The sequence below is a fragment of the Flaviaesturariibacter aridisoli genome (assembly GCF_004343705.1).
In the GTDB taxonomy this organism is placed as follows: domain Bacteria; phylum Bacteroidota; class Bacteroidia; order Chitinophagales; family Chitinophagaceae; genus Flavisolibacter; species Flavisolibacter aridisoli.
Map to the genome: position 1 here is coordinate 41,891 of NZ_SKFH01000029.1, position 17,100 is coordinate 58,990.

Here is a 17,100-nt window from a genome sequence, read left to right on the forward strand (position 1 = left end):
ACAGACGCACCATGTGCGTCTCCCTGTAAAGACGCACTATGTGCGTCTCCCTTTAAGACGCACTATGTGCGTCTCCTAAAACCACCACCATGAACACCGAACTGAACCCGCTTTGTTCTCCTTTTCCCGACGAGCACGGTTACTATGGCCGCTTCGGCGGCGCTTATGTGCCCGAAATGCTTTTTCCGAACGTGGAGGAGTTGCGCAGCCGGTACGTAGAAATACTGGAAGACGAATCGTTCCGCAAAGAGCTCGGCGCGCTGCTGCGCGATTATGTGGGACGACCCACGCCGCTCTTTTACGCAGCGCGGCTCAGCGCGAAGCTGGGCACGCAGGTATACCTGAAGCGCGAAGACCTTTGCCACACCGGCGCCCACAAGATCAACAACACGGTGGGACAGATCCTGCTGGCGCAGCGGCTCGGCAAAAAGCGCATCATTGCCGAGACCGGCGCGGGGCAGCACGGCGTGGCCACGGCCACGGTGTGTGCGCTCACCGGGCTGGAATGTATCGTGTATATGGGGGAAAAAGACATTGCCCGCCAGGCCCCCAACGTAGCCCGGATGCGGATGCTCGGCGCAACCGTTGTGCCCGCTACCAGCGGCTCCAAAACACTCAAGGATGCCACTAATGAAGCGATCCGCGACTGGATCAATCATCCCACCGACACGCATTATATCATCGGCAGCGTAGTGGGGCCGCATCCGTACCCCGACCTCGTGGCGCGTTTCCAGAGCGTGATCAGCGAAGAGATGCGGGTACAGCTGAAAGAACACAGCGGCTCGGAGCTGCCCACGCACGTGGTGGCCTGCGTGGGCGGCGGCTCCAATGCCGCGGGTGCGTTTTACCATTTTATCGGCGAGCCGGCGGTTGCGCTGGTGGCCGTGGAAGCGGCCGGTCACGGGGTGCGCAGCGGCAAAAGCGCCGCCACCACGCAGCTGGGCCGCGAAGGCATCCTGCACGGAAGCCGCAGCCTCGTGATGCAGACCGAAGACGGGCAGGTGGTGGAGCCGCACAGCATTTCCGCCGGCCTGGATTATCCGGGCATCGGCCCGCTGCACGCCCACCTGTTCCAGAGTGGCCGCGGGCAGTTCCTGAGCGCTACCGACGAAGAAGCGTTGCAGGCATCCTTCGAAGTGGCGCGCCTCGAAGGCATCATCCCGGCGCTGGAAACCGGGCACGCGTTCGCGGTTCTTCCGAAGCTGGGTTTGACCGAAAGCCATTGCGTCGTCGTATGCCTCAGCGGCCGCGGCGACAAGGACCTGGCTACCTACATGGAAGCAATGGAAGCATCGGTCAAAGGATAGTTTGTTTGAAATACAGGTTGCCACGCGGCGGTTTAACGATGACGCGCAAGCGATTTACGACCAAAAGCAAGCCTTAAACGATGGCGCGCAAGGTCCGGGTGTTGACGCGCAGCTCTTTAACGACCATGGACAAGGGCAAAATGCCCGTTTCAGATCGATTGTCGTTCATCAACGCTGCCTTAATGGCAATTTACACCGCCTTAATGTCAATTTACAGGGCCTTAATGACCATTTACGAGGCCTTATCGATCGTGCGCAGGGCATTAATGCCCGTAAACGGCTTCGAATAGCCGGCTGTTATGATATGTAAGTAATTGGAAACGAATTTAAATGACTATGTCCAGGCTGAAAGACCTATTTGAGCAGAAGCAAAACCGCATCCTGAACGTCTATTGCACGGCCGGCTATCCCGAATTGGAAAGCACCGTGCCTGTGCTGCGCGCCCTGCAGGAAAACGGGGCCGACATCATCGAGCTGGGCATGCCCTACAGCGACCCGCTGGCCGACGGTCCGGTGATCCAGGCCAGCAGCGCGCGGGCCCTGGCCAACGGCATGAGCATCGAAACGCTTTTCCGGCAACTCGAAGGCGTCCGCGCGGAGCTGTCGGTGCCGGTAGTGCTGATGGGCTACCTCAACCCGCTGCTGCAATACGGCTTCGAGGCCTTTTGCGCCCGCGCGGCCGCCTGCGGGGTGGACGGGCTGATCATTCCCGACATACCGCTGCACGCCTTTGAGCGCGAGTACCGCGACGTGGTCAAAAAGCACGGGCTGGACTTCATCTTCCTCGTGACCCCGGAAACACCCGAGGCCCGCGTGCGGAAGCTCGATGCGGCCAGCAGCGGCTTCCTGTACGCCGTGTCTTCCTCTTCGGTCACCGGTTCGGCAAAAGATTTCCCGGCGGTGGAGCGCTACCTCGAGCGCCTGCAGCAACTGCGGCTCAGCAACCCCGTGCTCGTGGGCTTCGGCATCCACGACCGCGACACGTTCAACAGCGCCTGCCGCCATGCCAACGGGGCCATTATCGGCAGCGCTTATATCCGCGCACTTGCCGGGGCGGGTTCGGTGGAGGAGGGGACGAAGCGATTTTTGGAAGGAGTGCTGGGGAGAGGCGTGAATTCGAGTACTTGATTATTCGAATACATGAGTACATGAGGATAGAGGTATTGTTCCCCTCAGGTAAACTAGTAGTCATGTACGCTAATAATCAAGTAATCCCTCTCAGCCTGGGACACCTCCAGCGGCGGGGCTGCCAGGTGAGCTGGAAATAAAAAAGGAACCTTGTAGGTTCCTTTCGAGCGGAAGACGGGACTCGAACCCGCTACCTACAGCTTGGGAAGCTGTCGCTCTACCAGGTGAGCTACTTCCGCTTATTTTTTTAAGTACCTACAGCTTGGGACCCCGCCAGCGGCGGGGCTACCAGGTGAGCTACTTTCTCCGGCCGACGAAGCCTTGGCGCAGGCGGCCGCAAACGAGTAATAACTTTGAGCAAATTAACATGAATCTCGCAATAATCAAATACAACGCCGGCAATATCCAATCCGTGCTGAATGCGCTGGAGCGGCTTGGTGCGCCGGCCACCGTTACCGACGATGCGGAAGCGCTGCGCCGCGCCGATAAAGTGATCTTTCCCGGCGTGGGGGAGGCCAGCACTGCCATGGCCAGCCTGCGCGCCAATGGCCTCGACGGCGTGTTGCGCGAGTTGCAGCAACCGGTGCTTGGCATCTGCGTGGGCATGCAGCTGCTCTGCACCCATTCTGAAGAGGCCGATACGGAAGCGCTGGGCATCATCCCCGTAAACGTTCGCCGCTTCCCGGCCGGCGCGCCCGGCGAGAAGGTGCCGCAGGTAGGCTGGAACACCATCCACGACCTGCGCTCGCCGCTTTTTAAGGGACTGCCCGAGGAGAGCTATGTATACAACGTGCACAGCTACTATGCGGAAGACAGTGCCTACACCATCGCCCGCTGCCACTACATCCTGGACTATGCCGCCGCCGTGCAGAAAGGCAATTTTTACGGCGTGCAATTTCACACAGAGAAAAGCGCCGCCACCGGCGACCGCATTCTTCAAAACTTTTTAGACCTCTGATGCAACTGATCCCTGCCATAGACATCATCGACGGAAAATGCGTGCGGCTGACGCACGGCGATTACAACCAGAAAACCGTATACAACGAGCATCCGCTGGAAGTGGCGCGGCAATTCGAAGATGCCGGCCTGCAGCGCCTGCACCTCGTGGACCTCGATGGCGCCAAAGCCGGCGCCGTGCGCAACTGGAAAGTGCTGGAAACACTCGCCGGCAAAACAGGCCTCGTGATCGATTTCGGTGGCGGCATCAAGTCGGAGCGCGACGTGCGCATCGTGTTTGAAAGCGGCGCCAGGCTGGCCACCGTAGGCAGCGTGGCGGTGAAGGATGAAAGTGAATTCCTGCTATGGCTGGAGCGCTACGGTCCGGAAGCCTTCCTGCTCGGCGCTGATGTGCGTGATGAAAAGATCACCGTAAGCGGATGGCTGGAAAAGACCGATATCTGGATCTACGACTTCCTGCAGCAGTACATCGACCGCGGCATCCGGCAGGCATTCTGCACCGATGTGTCGAAGGACGGCGCCCTGCAGGGTCCGGCGCTGGAGCTTTACAAGAACATCGTGGCAAAATTCCCCGAGCTGCACTTTATCGCCTCCGGCGGTGTGGCCTCCCTCGACGACCTGCACCGCTTGCAGGAAGCAGGGTGTAAAGGCGCCATCATTGGTAAGGCGATCTACGAGGGGCGCATCACGCTGAAGCAACTGGCTGCTTTCCACAAATAGAGGCATTCGGATGAAGAGAAAGAACGCAGATTTTATACGATTGGTAGGATATACACAGATAGAATGGCAGGTGGGAAGCATGCCTTTTTGAAACACCCTTTAGCTCAGTAGTGGATAAGATAGAAAATACGATTTACAAAATCTCCGCCGCGTACTAATTACCAATAGACCAGTAGACCAAAACCAATTAACGAATCAACCAGATAACTAATTAACTATTTCCCATGCTCGCCAAACGCATCATACCCTGTCTTGATATCAAAGACGGACGCACCGTAAAGGGAACGCACTTCGTAAACCTGCGTGATGCCGGCGACCCCGTGGAGCTGGCGGCGGAGTATGCCCGGCAGGGAGCGGACGAATTGGTGTTCCTTGACATCACGGCGACGGTGGAAAAACGGAAAACGCTGGCGGAGCTCGTGCTGCGTGTGGCCAGGGCCGTCAATATTCCATTCACCGTTGGTGGAGGCGTGCGCAGCACCGACGACGTGGCCGTATTACTACAGTCGGGCGCCGACAAGGTGTCGATCAACACCGCGGCGTATAACGATCCGCAGCTCATTGCGGACATCGCGCGGATGGCAGGCTCACAGTGCGTGGTGCTGGCCATCGACACCCGCCAGGAAGACGATGGCGAATGGTACGTGTACCTCCACGGCGGTCGCACCCGCACCGATACCCGGTGCATCGACTGGGCGCGGCGCGCCGTGAGCCTGGGCGCCGGCGAGATCCTGCTCACCTCGATGAACCATGATGGCACCAAGGCCGGCTTTGCGCTGGATATCACCCGGCGCCTATCCGATGAACTGCCCGTTCCCATCATTGCTTCCGGTGGCGGCGGCACGATGCAGCATTTCGCCGATGCATTTACCGAAGGCCATGCCGATGCCGCGCTGGCTGCCAGTGTTTTCCATTTCAAGGAAATCGAGATCCCAGCGCTTAAAGACTTTCTTTCCCGGAAGGGCATCGTCGTGCGCAAATAGCGGAGGCTCATTAGCCCATTCTTCAATCACCCCATCCTTCGGCTATGCTCAGGATGACAGGAAAGCCAATTGTCTTGCTGAGCGCAGTCGAAGCACCATTAAATTTGCGCTATGGTTCAAGCCTATAATTTCCTGGGCAGCTGGCAGCTCTTTCCCGAAAAGGGTACCTACGAGTCGGGCAGCCGGCCCAGGAGCGGCATCTACAAAGTGGAAAGCCCTGAGGGCACCCGCGAGCTCCTCATCACGCACAGCTGGGTGTCGCTCGAAAACGAGGCGTTCACCGCATCCTACCGCGCTATCGCCGACGGCGACCTGCACCCCTTTCCCGACCGTACCCTGGCCGACGAAGCGCAGGTGACCTTTCCCGATTCCATCAGCTTCGAGCTACATTTTTACCGGGGCGGCCAGGTACTGTTGCACATCGTGCACGAGATACAGCCCAACGGCTACCTGAAGCTGACGGTGCAGGGTTTCAACAGCGACGGATCGCCCTACACGAACGTAGAGGTCTTTCACCGGCAGATGAGCGTACTGCCTTACTCGGCTTCGGTGGCCGGCGCGCTGGTGAAGCCCAACGAAGAAGGCGTCATCCGGCACAAGGCGCTGACGGCAATGGAGGAGCAGACCAACATGCAGTTGGAGCAGATCCGCAAGCAGATCGAATTGCTGGCCCTGCAGGCGCAGGAGATCCACCAGCGCAAAGAGCTTTCGATGATGATCTACAACGCGAAGATCTCCTTCAAGCCCGAGATCGGCCAGGTGTATCACCTGTACGAAAAGGTGGACGGCAGCCACATCATCTCGCTCATTTCCCCTAAAGAATGGGGCGCGGGCATGCCGTATAAAAGCAGCGTGGCCGCCGTGCAGTTATTAGCCGATCACACCTGGAAAGAATTGTAAACGATAGCTTCAACTTATTACTCATTATTCATTATTCATCTCCATGACCAAGCTCTCGGTTAACATCAACAAGATCGCCACGCTGCGCAACAGCCGCGGGGGCAATAACCCCGACGTGGTGCAGGCCGCCATCGACGTGCAGGCCTTTGGCGCCGACGGCGTTACCGTGCATCCGCGTCCCGATGAACGCCACATCCGCTATGCCGACGTGCGGGCCATCAAGCCGATCATAACCACCGAATTCAACATCGAGGGTAATTCGCGCGAGCAAAAGTTCGTAGACCTGGTGCTGGAAGTGAAGCCCGACCAGGTGACGCTGGTGCCCGACGAGCTCGGACAGCTGACCTCGGATCATGGATGGGACACGGTGAAGCACCGCGAATACCTACGGGAGATCATCGGCGTGTTCAAAAAAGCCGGTATCCGTGTGTCCATCTTCGTCGACCCGGTAGTAGCAATGGTGGAAGGCGCCGCAAAGACGGGCACTGACCGCATCGAATTATATACCGAAGGTTACGCGCACCAGTATGCGCAGAACCGCGAAGCGGCTGTGGCGCCCTATGTAGCTGCCGCCCGGCGCGCTGCCGAACTGGGCCTGGGCATCAACGCGGGGCACGACCTCGACCGGAAAAACCTGCGCTTCCTGAAAGAATCACTCCCGCAGTTGGATGAAGTCAGCATCGGCCACGCGCTTATTTCCGATGCGTTGTACCTGGGGCTGGAGAACACGATACAGATTTACAAGCGACAGGTACAATAAAACGGGGCAGCAAAGCTGCCCCGTTCTGTCTCAGGATCCGCTACCAACGATTCACGACGCCTGCCAATCGTTCAGTTGCTTCTCGATATATTTCGACCAGCGTTTTTTCTTACTCTGTTGGCGCAGGAACAGCACGCCCAGCGTGATGGCAGCGGCGGCTACGCCGACCGCGGCGATAAAGGTATAGTTCGCCCGTGCCGGCGGCACGTAGGTTACGCCCGTTTCATTGGTCAGCGCCGGCTCATGCACGTAGCGGCCGTCTTCGGGCATGGCCAGGTCCCAGAAGTGGCGGGTGAGCTTATTGAGCGACTTGCGGGCCTCGGCGCCGTACATGCTTTGGCCGTGGCCGGTGGCGATCACCTGGGGCTGCAACTGCGCCAGCAGCCGCACCGAGCGGGCCGCTGCACCCCAGTCGATGGTGAAATAGCGCGGTGGGCCTTGCAGCTCTTTTTTCTGCGTCATCACCGACAATGCAGAATTCTGGTTCGTTGTCGTCACGGCATCGCCGGCCACGAGCACGCCGTCGTGCTCGCGGTACAGGCTCACGTGGCCCGGTGCATGGCCGGGCGTATGCAGCCAGCGCCATTCGGGCATACCGGGCACGGTGCCGTCCTCATCGAGAAACTGCAGGTGATCTTCGGCGTTAATCGGCCCCCGCGGATAGGTAAACGACAGGTACGACATCAGTCCACCGCCCACGCTCGGATCGGCCGGCGGGTATTGCGAGCGGCCGGTGAGGTAGGGGCCTTCGAGCTTATGGCAATAAATGGGACAGCCCCATTCGCGCGCCAGCTCCAGCAGCGAACCTACATGGTCGAAATGCCCGTGGGTGAGCACGATCGCCGAGGGTCGGCTGTTGCGGCCGCCAAAAACGTTTTCCGCCAGCGACTTGATTTTGGCGGCGGAAGACTTCAGGCCTGCATCCACGAGGATCCAGTTGTTGGTGCCCCCGGTGTTCTGCAAGATGAAGCAATTGACAAATGTATCTTTCACGCGCCACACGCCCGGCGCCACCACGAACTGGTTTTTACCGATCTCGTGCTCTTCCGTTGCGGTTACAACGCGGTTTTGAATGGCCGTTCTGTTCATATGATTGTTTTCGTTATGGGATCAAATAACATACCACTGCACCGTTTCCCGCTTTGGCCTCCGCGCCGATCGCCACGCCTGCCGGGAACGAGGCGACCAGTATCAACGAAAAAGTAGCCAAACCGCGCAAGGACTCTTTGTGGGCGTCTCCTCGCTAAGCTCAGGGCGCCGGCGCAAAGGCCAGCACCCGGGCAGGTTGCCCTTTGCGCGCCTCTGTGCTGATGTACAGGGTGCCGTCGGAGGCAAAGCAAAGGCCTTCGGGTTGTGGCAACAGCCGCGGATCAATGACCTGGAACCCGCGCAGCTTCCCGCTTTGATCGAATACTGCCAGGCCCTTGGTGTCGCGCGTGGAAAGAACGAAGTAGAAACCACTCTGCGGGTGCACGGCTATGGCCGAAGGGTAAAAGCCGGCTTTGCTGCCGATGGCCTTTTTCAATTCCTTGTGATCGATCACGAGCACCGGGTCGGGCAGCAATTGCTTGCGAGCCGGGTCGAAGGCATAGATACTACGGGTGGATTTCTTCGCATCTTCCAGGCCGGAAGCATTCTTGCAGGCAATAAGCAAATGCCCCGTCCTCGAATCGAAGCAAAGGCCTTCGGTATTGTTTTTCTTACTGAGCCGTGTGTCGAGCTCTTCGGTCTGCGGGGCGTTGCGCCAGTTGTGTATGGCAAACAGGTCGCCATGGCTCCAGAGCACATAAGCCGTGCCGTTGACGAGGGCGACGTCCTCCACGTCGAATTTGGAGGTGCCGCTTTTTCGGAACGTAATGCGACGCTCGATGACCGGCTTTCCGGACAGGTTGAGCACATAAAGAGTCGGGGTCAGGTCCTCGATAGCCAACAGGTGCGTATTGTCGATAAAGCTGATACCCGAAATTTCATCGAGGGAAGCGGGAAGATCCCAGCTGGCCTTGGGCCGATCGAGCCGGTAGCCGGTCTGGGCGCCCACGGAAAGGGACACACACAGGAGCAGGGCCATAAAAAAACGCGCAGGATTCATGCGCGTTTTCCTACAATACTCGTTCCGGTCTAATTACAACCGAGCAGCTCACACAGCTTCCGCTCCAGTTCCTCACCGCGCAGGTTTTTGCCCACGATGCGGCCGTTGGGGTCGATCAGGAAGTTCTGCGGAATGCCCTGCACGCCATACAGGCGGGCCACGGCGTTGTTCCACTGCTGCAGGTCGCTCACATGCGTCCATGTAAGCCCATCGTTATGGATCGCATTGATCCAGGCGTCCTTATTCTGGTCGAGGGACACGCCGAGGATCGTGAAGTTCTTATTCTGGAACTTTTGATAGGCCCGCACCACGTTGGGATTTTCAGCGCGGCAGGGGCGGCACCACGACGCCCAGAAATCGAGCAGCACGTATTTGCCGCGCAGCGACGACAGCGCCACGGGCTTGCCCGTTGTGTCGGCCTGGGTAAATTCGATTGCTTCCGAGCCGACGGTGCCCACCAGGTTTTGGGCAATGTAGGCGCTTAAGTTCCTGCCGATGGCCGAATGCTGAACGCTGCTGTCGAGGCGGCGGAAGCGCTGGTCGAGCACGACCGGGTTGTCGAGCAGCTGGGCCGTATTGCCGAGCACGAACGGGGATACAAAGGAGCGGGGCTTTGCGGTGATATAGGAATCCACCAGGCCATCAACGATCCGCTTCACCGAATCGAAGGAGCGCACGAGCCGGTCGCGTTCCACCGGGTCTGCGGTCTGGTTTGCCTTCGTTACATACTGGTTGATCTGGTTGAACAGGGGCATGAACGCATTCTGGAACTGCACAAAATCCACCTGCGATTGCGAGCCGTCCACCTTCAGTTTCGAGTAGTCGGGTTCGACACGGACCTTTTTCGTCTTTGCAGCCGGGGTCTTCACCTTGGTCTTTTCCTCCATCGCGGGCGCGCTGAGCGTGATGGCGGAATTTTCTACGTAGAGGTACAGCGGGTCTTTCTGCCCGATGTTCAGCAGCACCAGCTGGGGCTCGGTCAGCTGGCCCACGAGCTCAAACTGTCCTTTGCTGCTGACGGCCGAAGCCAGCGTCGCATTGTTCTGGGTGTTGAGGCGAACAACGGTGCTGTCTTTCAGCCCCTGTATGTTGCCTTTGATGCGAAAGCCCTGTTGCGACCAGGCAAGCGATGGCAACAGGAGCAGGACGGTAAAAATGCGTTTTATCATCATTCAGGTTGGTGTCGTTTCTGTAAGACGTCTACAACGTCTGCCAAGGTACAATCCTTTGCTTGGATTAAGATCAGGTAGTGGAAAAGCAGGTCGGCGGCCTCGCCCAAAAATAACGCCCTGTTAACGTCCTTCGCCTCGATCACGAGTTCCACGGCTTCCTCGCCCACCTTCTGCGCGATCTTGTTGATGCCTTTCGAGCAAAGCTTCCGGACATACGAATTTTCGTCGGTACCGTTGCGGCGCAGCTCGATGATGTGCTCAAGGTAATAGAGGAAGTCGGCGCGGCTGTTCTTTTCGGTCCAGCAGGTGTCCGCACCTGTGTGGCAAACGGGACCGGTGGGGTCGGCCTTGATCAGCAGGCTGTCGCGGTCGCAGTCCACCAGGATCTGGCGCAGCTTGAGGTGAGTGCCGCTTTCCTCGCCTTTGGTCCAGAGGCGGTCTTTGGAGCGGCTCCAGAAAGTCACCAGCCCGGTCTGTTCCGTCAGCTGCAGGGCCTCTGCGTTCATGAAGCCAAGCATCAGCACCTTCTGGGTCTGGTAGTCCTGCACCACGGCCGGGATGAGGCCGTCTGCGTATTTGGAGAAATCAAGATTCTCGAGGGCTGTGTTCATGGAGGCAAAGGTATTGAAGCGGAAGAAGGTTTTTCGGTTACGAACCTTTTTCTACTTCAGCTCCTTTCTCAACCACTTGAAGAACAGCGGCTGCCGCGGCCTGCCGAAGCGCGGATCATCCGGGAAGGGCTCTTCGGCGCCGGTTTCGGTATAGCCGTGCCGTTTGTACCAGGCAAGCAGCTCGGTGCGCACGGAAATGACGGTCATGACGATAGCGGTACAGCCAACGCTGCGGGCATGGTCTTCGGCTGCGTACAGCAATTGCTTGCCGATGCCGGCGCCCTGTAGGGTAGGGTCTACCGACAACATGCCGAGGTACAGGTCCGCGCCTTGCTTTTCGAGGTACACGCAGCCATGGATTGTGCCGTCGTCGGCAAGCGCGGTCAGCAGCATTGCGTTCGCCGTGCGGATCTTGTGCTCCAGTTCGCCCGTGTCGGTGCGTTGCTCGCCTTCGATGAGGTCGGCCTCATGGGTCCAGCCCGTGCGCGCATCGTTGCCTCGATAGGCGCGGTTGAGCAATCGGAGCAGGGCGGGAATGTCGGCTTCAGTAGCGGGGAGAAATCGCAATGCTTTGCTGTTTTGTTCGGCGCAAAAATACGGCAGCCGGCACCAAAAGAAGAAGCCCTCAGTGAGGGCTTAATAAGGTTCCACTGCATAGCGAACTGCTAAGCGTAGCTGTTCAGCAGGATATAGAAACTGACACCCCAAAATGCCAGGAACAGAACGATCATCATGATCGTGGTACCCAGGTGAAACCCTTCATGGGATTCGTTTACCGCACTCATTCGTTTCATCACGTCTTTCATAACATAGGTTTTTAATACACGTCGTTCTTCTTCTGTAAGAGGAAAAACGTGCCAATCCGTTTTCGGGTGATTTCGCTGGTTTTTCATGATAAAATGTTTTAATAAGTGTGGAGGGCGAACCACAGGGAAATCTCAGATTCCGGGATCTCTGATTTCAGATTCATTCGTAGCCAAGATAGTCGGGCATTGCCGGGTTTGCAAGAGGGGAACCCCGTATTTTTGATCGTGTTTTCCCGCAAAGAAGCATCGGAACTTCGCCAGGCTTTCTGGACCACCTTCGGACAATACCTGCAGCCTGTGCTGTCGGCCGAGGGCGCGCGCATCAACTGGGTCAACTACAAGACGGGCGAAAAGGACATCAGTTTCCGCATGGAAACGGGCAACAGCGCCGCACAGATCGGCATTGTGCTCGCCCATAAGGACGCCGGCCTGCGCCAGTTGTACTACGAGCAGTTCGTACAATTACGGTCCGCCCTGGAGAATCATACCGGGGAAGAATGGAACTGGCAGCCGGAATACTACGATGAGTACGGCGGGCTAACGAGCCGCATTTACATCGAGCAGGAAGACCTGCTGGTGCTGCGCCGCTCGGATTGGCCGGAGCTGATCTCCTTTTTTAAACCACGGATCATTGCGCTGGATGCGTTCTGGAGCGAAGCAAAATATTTTTTTGAAGCGTTACGCTAGCAGCAGGAGTCGTGAAGCGTGAAGCGTGAAAGGCAGACGCTTGCAAAGAGAACGGATGCCGCAGGCACCCGATCTTGCTTCCGCGCATCGCGGTTTCACGATTGACGCTTCACGCTTCACGACCGCTACGCCGCCATCTCTCCCTTATCCGCTTTTAGCTTCGTGCGCTTTTTTTCCGCCAGCTCCTTGATCAACTCTTTGTTGATGTTCACCGCCGCCTTCGCGCCTTCAGCCGCTGCTACCACCACGAAGTGCATGTCGCGCGAGGCGTCGCCGGCCACGTAAAGGCCCGTGATGTTGGTCTGCTGCGACCGGTTGGTGATCACGGCCCCCTTGCGGCCCACATCGCAGCCGAAGGCTTCGGCGAGGTTGCATTGCTGCGTGAACCCGTTGACGAAGAACAGCGCATCCATCGGTACCAGTTCCCCGTTGTTCAGGCGTACGCCCTGCAGCAAGCCGTCTGCCCCTTCCAGGCCCTGCAGGCTTTCCGTAATAATACGGATGCCGCTTGCTTCGAGATACTCGCGGGTGGACGGCTTGATGCGCGTATTGCCATCGGTGAAATAGGTCACGTCCTCGCTCCAGGTGTTTTTCAGTGCAAGGCAAAGCTCGGAGCCGTCTTTCGTTTTCGCGTATACGGCCAGCCGCTGGTCGCGCCACTCCCAGCCGTCGCAGTAGGGGCAGTGGTGCACCGATTTTCCATAGAGCTCCTCGAAGCCCGGAAGCGTGGGCAGGTTGTCTTTGAGTCCCGTGGCTACCAGCAGCTTGCGCGACAGGTAGCAGGTGCCTTCGCTGTCGAATGCCTCGAAGAGACCTCCTTCGTTGCGGGCCGCGCGGACAATTGTTTTTCGCACTACGCGTACCCCGTATTTTTCCAATTCCGGGGCGCACAGCTTCAGGAATTCCGCGGGTGGAATATGGTCGCGGGTGAGGTAGTTGTGCATACCGTGCGACCAGCGGTTGCGGTAGTGGCCGGTGTCGAACACGAGCACGCTGCGGCGGCAGCGGCCCAGAACGACGGCGGCATTGAGTCCCGCGGGGCCGCCGCCGATAATGAGGCAATCGAGTACATCCATAATTCCAGTCTTAAGCAGCTTCGGCTTCCCCGGTTTCCGTCGTGCCGAGTTCGGCTTCCTGGTGCTGCGCCGGGATCACTACGTTTTTGAATCCTTTCAGTTCGAGCTTGGCGGCAAGGGCTTTCTGGGCACCGCCTTCGCCGTGCACGAGGTATACGGCCCGCACCTTGTCGGCTTCCTGCCCGCTCACGAAGCGACAGAGGTCGTCGCAATCGCCGTGGGCGCTCATCCCCGGCAGCTGGCCGATCTCGGCTTTCACCGGCACCGGGTCGGAAAAGATCTCGACCTCCCGCTCGCCGCCGATCAATTGGCCGCCCAGCGATTTGGCGCTGCAGTAGCCTACCAGCAACACTCCGTTCTTCGCGTCGGCGAGGATGTTGTTGATATGGTGCCGCACACGCCCGGCATCCGCGGTGCCGCTGGCGGAGATGATCACGCAGGGTTCTTCGTATTCCACCAGCTTGCGGCTGTCTTCCACCGACTCCACGTAGGAGAGGCCCGGGAAGTCGAAGGGATCGTCGTCTACCGCCAGCACCTGCTGCAGGCGCTCGTTGAACTGGTGGGTGTATTGCTTGATCGTTTGGGTCGCTTTCAGGCTCAGCGGGCTATCCACGAAGTACCGGATTTCGGGCAGGCGTTTTTCCAGCGAGAGCTGGTTCAGCGCGTACAGCACTTCCTGCGTGCGCCCGACGCTGAATGCCGGGATCACCAGTTGTCCGCCGCGCTCCACACATACCTTCTTGATCCAGGCCTGCAGGTTCTCGATCGTGTTGAAGCGGATGTCGTGGTGCTTGTCGCCATAAGTGCTTTCGAGGATGATGTAATCGGCGGGATGCGGCTCGGCCGGCGGTGGCAGCAGCACGGAGCGCTGGCGGCCTACATCTCCGCTGAAGAGGATACGGGTTGTTTCGCCCTCGTCTTCCACAACGAGGTTGATGGCGGCACTGCCAATGAGGTGGCCAGCGTCGGTAAAGCAGGCCTTCACGCCGCGCCCGACGGTGAACCATTCGTTGTAGTCGAACGTAAGGAAGCGCTCGAGGGCGGCCTTTACGTCGTCGGGGCCATACAGCGGCTCGTAGGGCGGCTGCCCGCGCCGCGCGCGGCGCTTGTTGATCCATTCCGTTTCGTAGGTCTGTATCTCGGCGCTATCGAAGAGCAGGATCTCCGCCAGGTCTTTCGTAGCTGCGGTGCAAAAAATGGGACCGCTGAATCCTTCCTTCACCAGGCGTGGGATGAGACCGGAGTGGTCGATGTGGGCATGCGATAGCACGAGGGCTTCAATGGCTGACGCGTCAAATCCGAAATCGTGGTTGAGGTCGTCGGTGTCGCGGCCCAGCCCCTGGAAGAGCCCGCAATCGAGCAGGAACTGCCGCCCGTCGCTCAGGGTGATCTTGTGCTTGGTGCCGGTTACGGTGCCGGCTGCACCGTGGAAGGTTAGTTTCATGCTGGACTATATCCAATATCCATACCCAAGTAAGGAATCTCAGATCTCAGAGTTAGGATGCCTGATTTGCTATAAAGCTTACCATAAAAAAACGGATCGCATCGCGATCCGTTTTAATTCAGACATCTGAAATCAGACATCCGAGATCCTAATCCATGTCGTTCTGACCGAGGTTGCCCTCGTTGGAATCGTTCAGCTGTTCGCTGCGGCCTTCGATGCCTTCCTGGCGTTGCTGGCCACCGCTCAGCTCACGCGACTGGTAGTTCTCCCAGGAACTGCCGCGCTGCGGGTTCTGGTCACGGCTACCCGAAACATCCTGCTGCGAGCTCTGCTGGCGTTGTTCCTGCTGTTGGCCGCGGCCGGAAGAAAAATTCTGGTCCTGCGACGATTCCTGCTGACGGCTGCCCATCGACTCCTGGCCGAACGAACTGCCTCTTTGTTGATTACCTCTTTCCATAACTCACAATTTTGGACGGTAGCTACTTCCAAAACGATACCAAAATCACACTTCGAATACGAAAAAGGGCAAATCCAGCTTGGAAAGGATGGGCTTTGCCACGTTAAAAACCGGTACGCCATCGTGGGTGCGCCCTTCGAGCGTGCCCACGTGCGCGTGCCCGTGAAAGGCTGCCAGCACACCGTGGCGGCCCAGCGGCTCGGCGAGGCGCGAGCAGCCCAGGAAGGGAAAGATCTGCTCGGGCTCGCCCAATACCGTTTCCTTGATGGGTGCGTAGTGCATCAGCGCGATCTTGCGCGCCACGTTGTGCTCCTGGTCGAGGCGGGAGAGGGCGCGCTCGAGGTGCAGGGCCTCGTCCACGGCCTCTTGTACAAAGGCCTTCATGGCACCTTCGCCAAACATCGACAGCACGTGCTTGTCGAAGCCGCCACCGAATCCTTTTACACCCGCGAAGCCCACGTCTTTCACGACGACGGCCTCGCCGTCGAGGATGTGCATGTCGGCCTTCATCAATATGCTCCGGATCAGCTTGTGCCGGCCCTTTTCGTAGTCGTGGTTGCCCAGGACCGCCACGATGGGAACGGCGCATTGCTTCATTTCATTGGCCAATACTTCAGCCTCGCCCTCGTCGCCGGTGTCGGTCAGGTCGCCCACGATCACCAGCACGTCGGCCTGTCGCGACACTTCCTTGAAGAATTCGCCCCATTTACCGGTGTCGTTCTCCCGCACGTGGATGTCGCCCACGGCGGCTATGCGTACTTTCGATGCTTGCTCTGCCATACTATACGGTTTTGATCGTCGTCACTTTGTAATCCCATTCCTTGATATCAATCGCGTACTGCGTCTGGTCGATGATCGGCCCCCGGCACACTTTCTCCATCGCGGGTGGAATGTCGTATTGCTCGGCCGCGCGGCGCAGCAGCTCATCAAAGATCCATTTGGGAATGATGTCGTGGAATTCGCTGGGGTAGCAAAACTGGAAGGAGAGGAGCGCCGCCAGCAGGATATGCCAATGCTGTTCCATCCGGAACATGAGGTGTTGCCAGTCGAGGTTCTTGCCCCATTTGAGTAAAATGTGGTTCACGTCGGCGCCGTCGTAGCGCTCACGGTTCTGTACGTACAACTTGCACCAGATGAGCTCTTCGGCGGGGATCATCTTAACGGCCACGTCGCAGAACGTGGTGTCGGGTGCGCGCTGGTACCAGGTATCGTCCACGCGGCAGATGTTGTTCACCGTATCGAAAATGAGGTCGATGAAGTAGGGGTCCTTGTGCACTTTGGCCAGCCAGCGTACGTCGTAGTTCTCCACGCGGTAGCCGCGCTCCTGGAAGAACTTGAGGATCTTGGGTACCTCGCTGGATTTGCAGAAAACATCGAGGTCTTTGGTGTCGCGGTAGATGCCCGTGTAATGAAACATCGAAAACGCGCCGCCCAGCATCCATTGGGTGCCGGTCTCGTGGAGCAATTCCAGCGCTTCGCGGTAAAAGGCTTTCGATTCCTGCCGCTGCTCTTCCGTAAGGGTTACTATAGACATTAATCCAATCTTTGAAGCAATGCCTTAAAACGCTGTGCCATGGTTCAAAAGGGGCGTCAGTAGCTGCCCGCCCCCCAGCAGAGGCGGGCTCGCCCGTTGCATCGAGCCCCTCCCGGCGCCTCCCCTTCACGGAAGGGAGGCACCCATCTCTGAAGTGACCTTCCCCACTTAATACACGAGTCAGGCCATCTTTGGACCGCGCCGACCGTTCTTTGAACCGCGCCGCCCCGCCTTTTAAGGGGGGACGCCCCCTCCTTGATGGGGGGCGGGGGGATTTCATTACCCCGCCGACCCATCTCCGGGATAGGCCAACGTGCCTTCGACGGGGGGCGGCGAAGGATCTGTAGGGGTGGAGGGGGTGGCCAGACCGGGCGATCGCACTTCCCTGATGGGCCAGGGTATCGCGGAACCCGGAAGCCCGCTACCGGGGAAGGGCAGAGGGGGCATCGGGGCCCCGCCGACTTGTTTC

Annotated in this window: 19 protein-coding genes and 1 tRNA gene; 8 read left to right on the plus strand and 12 right to left on the minus strand. The window is 58.5% G+C overall.

The features are described 5' to 3' along the window. The first annotated feature begins 89 nt into the window (after window positions 1-89). Window positions 90-1,307, plus strand: coding sequence for a tryptophan synthase subunit beta (gene trpB / locus E0486_RS14485; RefSeq protein WP_131853035.1), 1,218 nt, complete (start codon window positions 90-92; stop codon window positions 1,305-1,307). A gap of 330 nt (window positions 1,308-1,637) precedes the next feature. Then, window positions 1,638-2,435, plus strand: a complete 798-nt coding sequence (gene trpA / locus E0486_RS14490) for a tryptophan synthase subunit alpha (protein WP_243697448.1) — start codon at window positions 1,638-1,640, stop codon at window positions 2,433-2,435. 166 nt (window positions 2,436-2,601) lie between these two features. Here trpA and E0486_RS14495 read toward each other — a convergent pair. Next, window positions 2,602-2,674 (minus strand) — tRNA-Gly (locus E0486_RS14495). Between the two features lie 128 nt (window positions 2,675-2,802). Here E0486_RS14495 and hisH point away from each other — a divergent pair. The 5 genes from hisH to E0486_RS14520 all read left to right on the plus strand — a co-directional run bounded on the left by hisH (window position 2,803) and on the right by E0486_RS14520 (window position 6,755). Next, window positions 2,803-3,393: an imidazole glycerol phosphate synthase subunit HisH gene (gene hisH, locus E0486_RS14500; RefSeq protein WP_131853037.1), complete on the plus strand. Its 591-nt coding sequence runs from the start codon at window positions 2,803-2,805 to the stop codon at window positions 3,391-3,393. Then, on the plus strand, window positions 3,393-4,112 hold the full coding sequence (gene hisA / locus E0486_RS14505) for a 1-(5-phosphoribosyl)-5-[(5-phosphoribosylamino)methylideneamino]imidazole-4-carboxamide isomerase (RefSeq protein ID WP_131853039.1): 720 nt from the start codon (window positions 3,393-3,395) through the stop codon (window positions 4,110-4,112). The genes hisH and hisA overlap by 1 nt, the downstream gene beginning before the upstream one ends. Window positions 4,113-4,336: 224 nt before the next feature. Then, on the plus strand, window positions 4,337-5,095 hold the full coding sequence (gene hisF, locus E0486_RS14510) for an imidazole glycerol phosphate synthase subunit HisF (protein WP_131853041.1): 759 nt from the start codon (window positions 4,337-4,339) through the stop codon (window positions 5,093-5,095). A gap of 111 nt (window positions 5,096-5,206) precedes the next feature. Continuing rightward, window positions 5,207-5,995 carry a DUF2452 domain-containing protein gene (locus tag E0486_RS19105; protein WP_207906266.1) on the plus strand — a complete coding sequence of 263 codons (789 nt, stop codon included), beginning with the start codon at window positions 5,207-5,209 and terminating at the stop codon, window positions 5,993-5,995. A gap of 43 nt (window positions 5,996-6,038) precedes the next feature. Continuing rightward, window positions 6,039-6,755 carry a pyridoxine 5'-phosphate synthase gene (locus E0486_RS14520; protein ID WP_131853043.1) on the plus strand — a complete coding sequence of 239 codons (717 nt, stop codon included), beginning with the start codon at window positions 6,039-6,041 and terminating at the stop codon, window positions 6,753-6,755. A 51-nt stretch (window positions 6,756-6,806) separates the two neighbouring features. On the opposite strand, the gene E0486_RS14525 is transcribed toward E0486_RS14520, so the two are convergent. The 6 genes from E0486_RS14525 to E0486_RS14550 form a co-directional block, all read right to left on the minus strand. Continuing rightward, window positions 6,807-7,844 (minus strand): MBL fold metallo-hydrolase, encoded by a 1,038-nt coding sequence (locus E0486_RS14525; protein ID WP_131853045.1) that lies wholly within the window; start codon window positions 7,842-7,844, stop codon window positions 6,807-6,809. A 160-nt stretch (window positions 7,845-8,004) separates the two neighbouring features. Further along, entirely contained in the window at window positions 8,005-8,823 is an 819-nt protein-coding gene (locus tag E0486_RS14530; RefSeq protein ID WP_165917350.1) for an SdiA-regulated domain-containing protein, read from the minus strand. Window positions 8,824-8,873: 50 nt separating this feature from the next. Continuing rightward, window positions 8,874-10,013 (minus strand): TlpA disulfide reductase family protein, encoded by a 1,140-nt coding sequence (locus tag E0486_RS14535; RefSeq protein ID WP_243697449.1) that lies wholly within the window; start codon window positions 10,011-10,013, stop codon window positions 8,874-8,876. Beyond that, window positions 10,013-10,627 carry a bifunctional phosphoribosyl-AMP cyclohydrolase/phosphoribosyl-ATP diphosphatase HisIE gene (hisIE, locus tag E0486_RS14540; protein ID WP_131853049.1) on the minus strand — a complete coding sequence of 205 codons (615 nt, stop codon included), beginning with the start codon at window positions 10,625-10,627 and terminating at the stop codon, window positions 10,013-10,015. Before hisIE ends, E0486_RS14535 begins: the two co-directional genes overlap by 1 nt. 51 nt (window positions 10,628-10,678) lie before the next feature. Beyond that, on the minus strand, window positions 10,679-11,194 hold the full coding sequence (locus tag E0486_RS14545; protein WP_131853051.1) for a GNAT family N-acetyltransferase: 516 nt from the start codon (window positions 11,192-11,194) through the stop codon (window positions 10,679-10,681). A 98-nt stretch (window positions 11,195-11,292) separates the two neighbouring features. Continuing rightward, window positions 11,293-11,520 (minus strand): hypothetical protein, encoded by a 228-nt coding sequence (locus tag E0486_RS14550; protein ID WP_131853053.1) that lies wholly within the window; start codon window positions 11,518-11,520, stop codon window positions 11,293-11,295. Window positions 11,521-11,658: 138 nt separating this feature from the next. Between E0486_RS14550 and E0486_RS14555 the strand changes: the two genes are divergently transcribed. Then, window positions 11,659-12,120 (plus strand): DUF4268 domain-containing protein, encoded by a 462-nt coding sequence (locus E0486_RS14555; protein WP_131853093.1) that lies wholly within the window; start codon window positions 11,659-11,661, stop codon window positions 12,118-12,120. Window positions 12,121-12,245: 125 nt separating this feature from the next. Here the strand turns inward: E0486_RS14555 and E0486_RS14560 are convergent, their stop codons facing one another. The 5 genes from E0486_RS14560 to E0486_RS14580 all read right to left on the minus strand — a co-directional run bounded on the left by E0486_RS14560 (window position 12,246) and on the right by E0486_RS14580 (window position 16,631). Then, on the minus strand, window positions 12,246-13,196 hold the full coding sequence (locus E0486_RS14560) for an NAD(P)/FAD-dependent oxidoreductase (RefSeq protein WP_207906268.1): 951 nt from the start codon (window positions 13,194-13,196) through the stop codon (window positions 12,246-12,248). A gap of 10 nt (window positions 13,197-13,206) precedes the next feature. Further along, entirely contained in the window at window positions 13,207-14,640 is a 1,434-nt protein-coding gene (locus E0486_RS14565) for an MBL fold metallo-hydrolase RNA specificity domain-containing protein (RefSeq protein WP_131853056.1), read from the minus strand. Window positions 14,641-14,788: 148 nt separating this feature from the next. Continuing rightward, entirely contained in the window at window positions 14,789-15,097 is a 309-nt protein-coding gene (locus tag E0486_RS14570) for a hypothetical protein (protein ID WP_131853057.1), read from the minus strand. 45 nt (window positions 15,098-15,142) lie between these two features. Beyond that, entirely contained in the window at window positions 15,143-15,877 is a 735-nt protein-coding gene (locus E0486_RS14575; protein WP_131853058.1) for a metallophosphoesterase family protein, read from the minus strand. Between the two features lies 1 nt (window position 15,878). Further along, window positions 15,879-16,631 carry a nucleotidyltransferase gene (locus E0486_RS14580; RefSeq protein ID WP_131853059.1) on the minus strand — a complete coding sequence of 251 codons (753 nt, stop codon included), beginning with the start codon at window positions 16,629-16,631 and terminating at the stop codon, window positions 15,879-15,881. Window positions 16,632-17,100 lie beyond the last annotated feature (469 nt).

Excerpts from the sequence above, each read along its gene's own strand:
- trpB (WP_131853035.1), top strand. The coding sequence starts at position 90 with ATGAACACCGAACTGAACCCGCTTTGTTCTCCTTTTCCCGACGAGCAC.
- trpA (WP_243697448.1), top strand. The coding sequence starts at position 1,638 with ATGACTATGTCCAGGCTGAAAGACCTATTTGAGCAGAAGCAAAACCGC.
- hisH (WP_131853037.1), top strand. The coding sequence starts at position 2,803 with ATGAATCTCGCAATAATCAAATACAACGCCGGCAATATCCAATCCGTG.
- hisA (WP_131853039.1), top strand. The coding sequence starts at position 3,393 with ATGCAACTGATCCCTGCCATAGACATCATCGACGGAAAATGCGTGCGG.
- hisF (WP_131853041.1), top strand. The coding sequence starts at position 4,337 with ATGCTCGCCAAACGCATCATACCCTGTCTTGATATCAAAGACGGACGC.
- E0486_RS19105 (WP_207906266.1), top strand. The coding sequence starts at position 5,207 with ATGGTTCAAGCCTATAATTTCCTGGGCAGCTGGCAGCTCTTTCCCGAA.
- E0486_RS14520 (WP_131853043.1), top strand. The coding sequence starts at position 6,039 with ATGACCAAGCTCTCGGTTAACATCAACAAGATCGCCACGCTGCGCAAC.
- E0486_RS14525 (WP_131853045.1), bottom strand. The coding sequence starts at position 7,844 with ATGAACAGAACGGCCATTCAAAACCGCGTTGTAACCGCAACGGAAGAG.
- E0486_RS14530 (WP_165917350.1), bottom strand. The coding sequence starts at position 8,823 with ATGGCCCTGCTCCTGTGTGTGTCCCTTTCCGTGGGCGCCCAGACCGGC.
- E0486_RS14535 (WP_243697449.1), bottom strand. The coding sequence starts at position 10,013 with ATGATAAAACGCATTTTTACCGTCCTGCTCCTGTTGCCATCGCTTGCC.
- hisIE (WP_131853049.1), bottom strand. The coding sequence starts at position 10,627 with ATGAACACAGCCCTCGAGAATCTTGATTTCTCCAAATACGCAGACGGC.
- E0486_RS14550 (WP_131853053.1), bottom strand. The coding sequence starts at position 11,520 with ATGAAAAACCAGCGAAATCACCCGAAAACGGATTGGCACGTTTTTCCT.
- E0486_RS14560 (WP_207906268.1), bottom strand. The coding sequence starts at position 13,196 with ATGGATGTACTCGATTGCCTCATTATCGGCGGCGGCCCCGCGGGACTC.
- E0486_RS14565 (WP_131853056.1), bottom strand. The coding sequence starts at position 14,640 with ATGAAACTAACCTTCCACGGTGCAGCCGGCACCGTAACCGGCACCAAG.
- E0486_RS14570 (WP_131853057.1), bottom strand. The coding sequence starts at position 15,097 with ATGGAAAGAGGTAATCAACAAAGAGGCAGTTCGTTCGGCCAGGAGTCG.
- E0486_RS14575 (WP_131853058.1), bottom strand. The coding sequence starts at position 15,877 with ATGGCAGAGCAAGCATCGAAAGTACGCATAGCCGCCGTGGGCGACATC.
- E0486_RS14580 (WP_131853059.1), bottom strand. The coding sequence starts at position 16,631 with ATGTCTATAGTAACCCTTACGGAAGAGCAGCGGCAGGAATCGAAAGCC.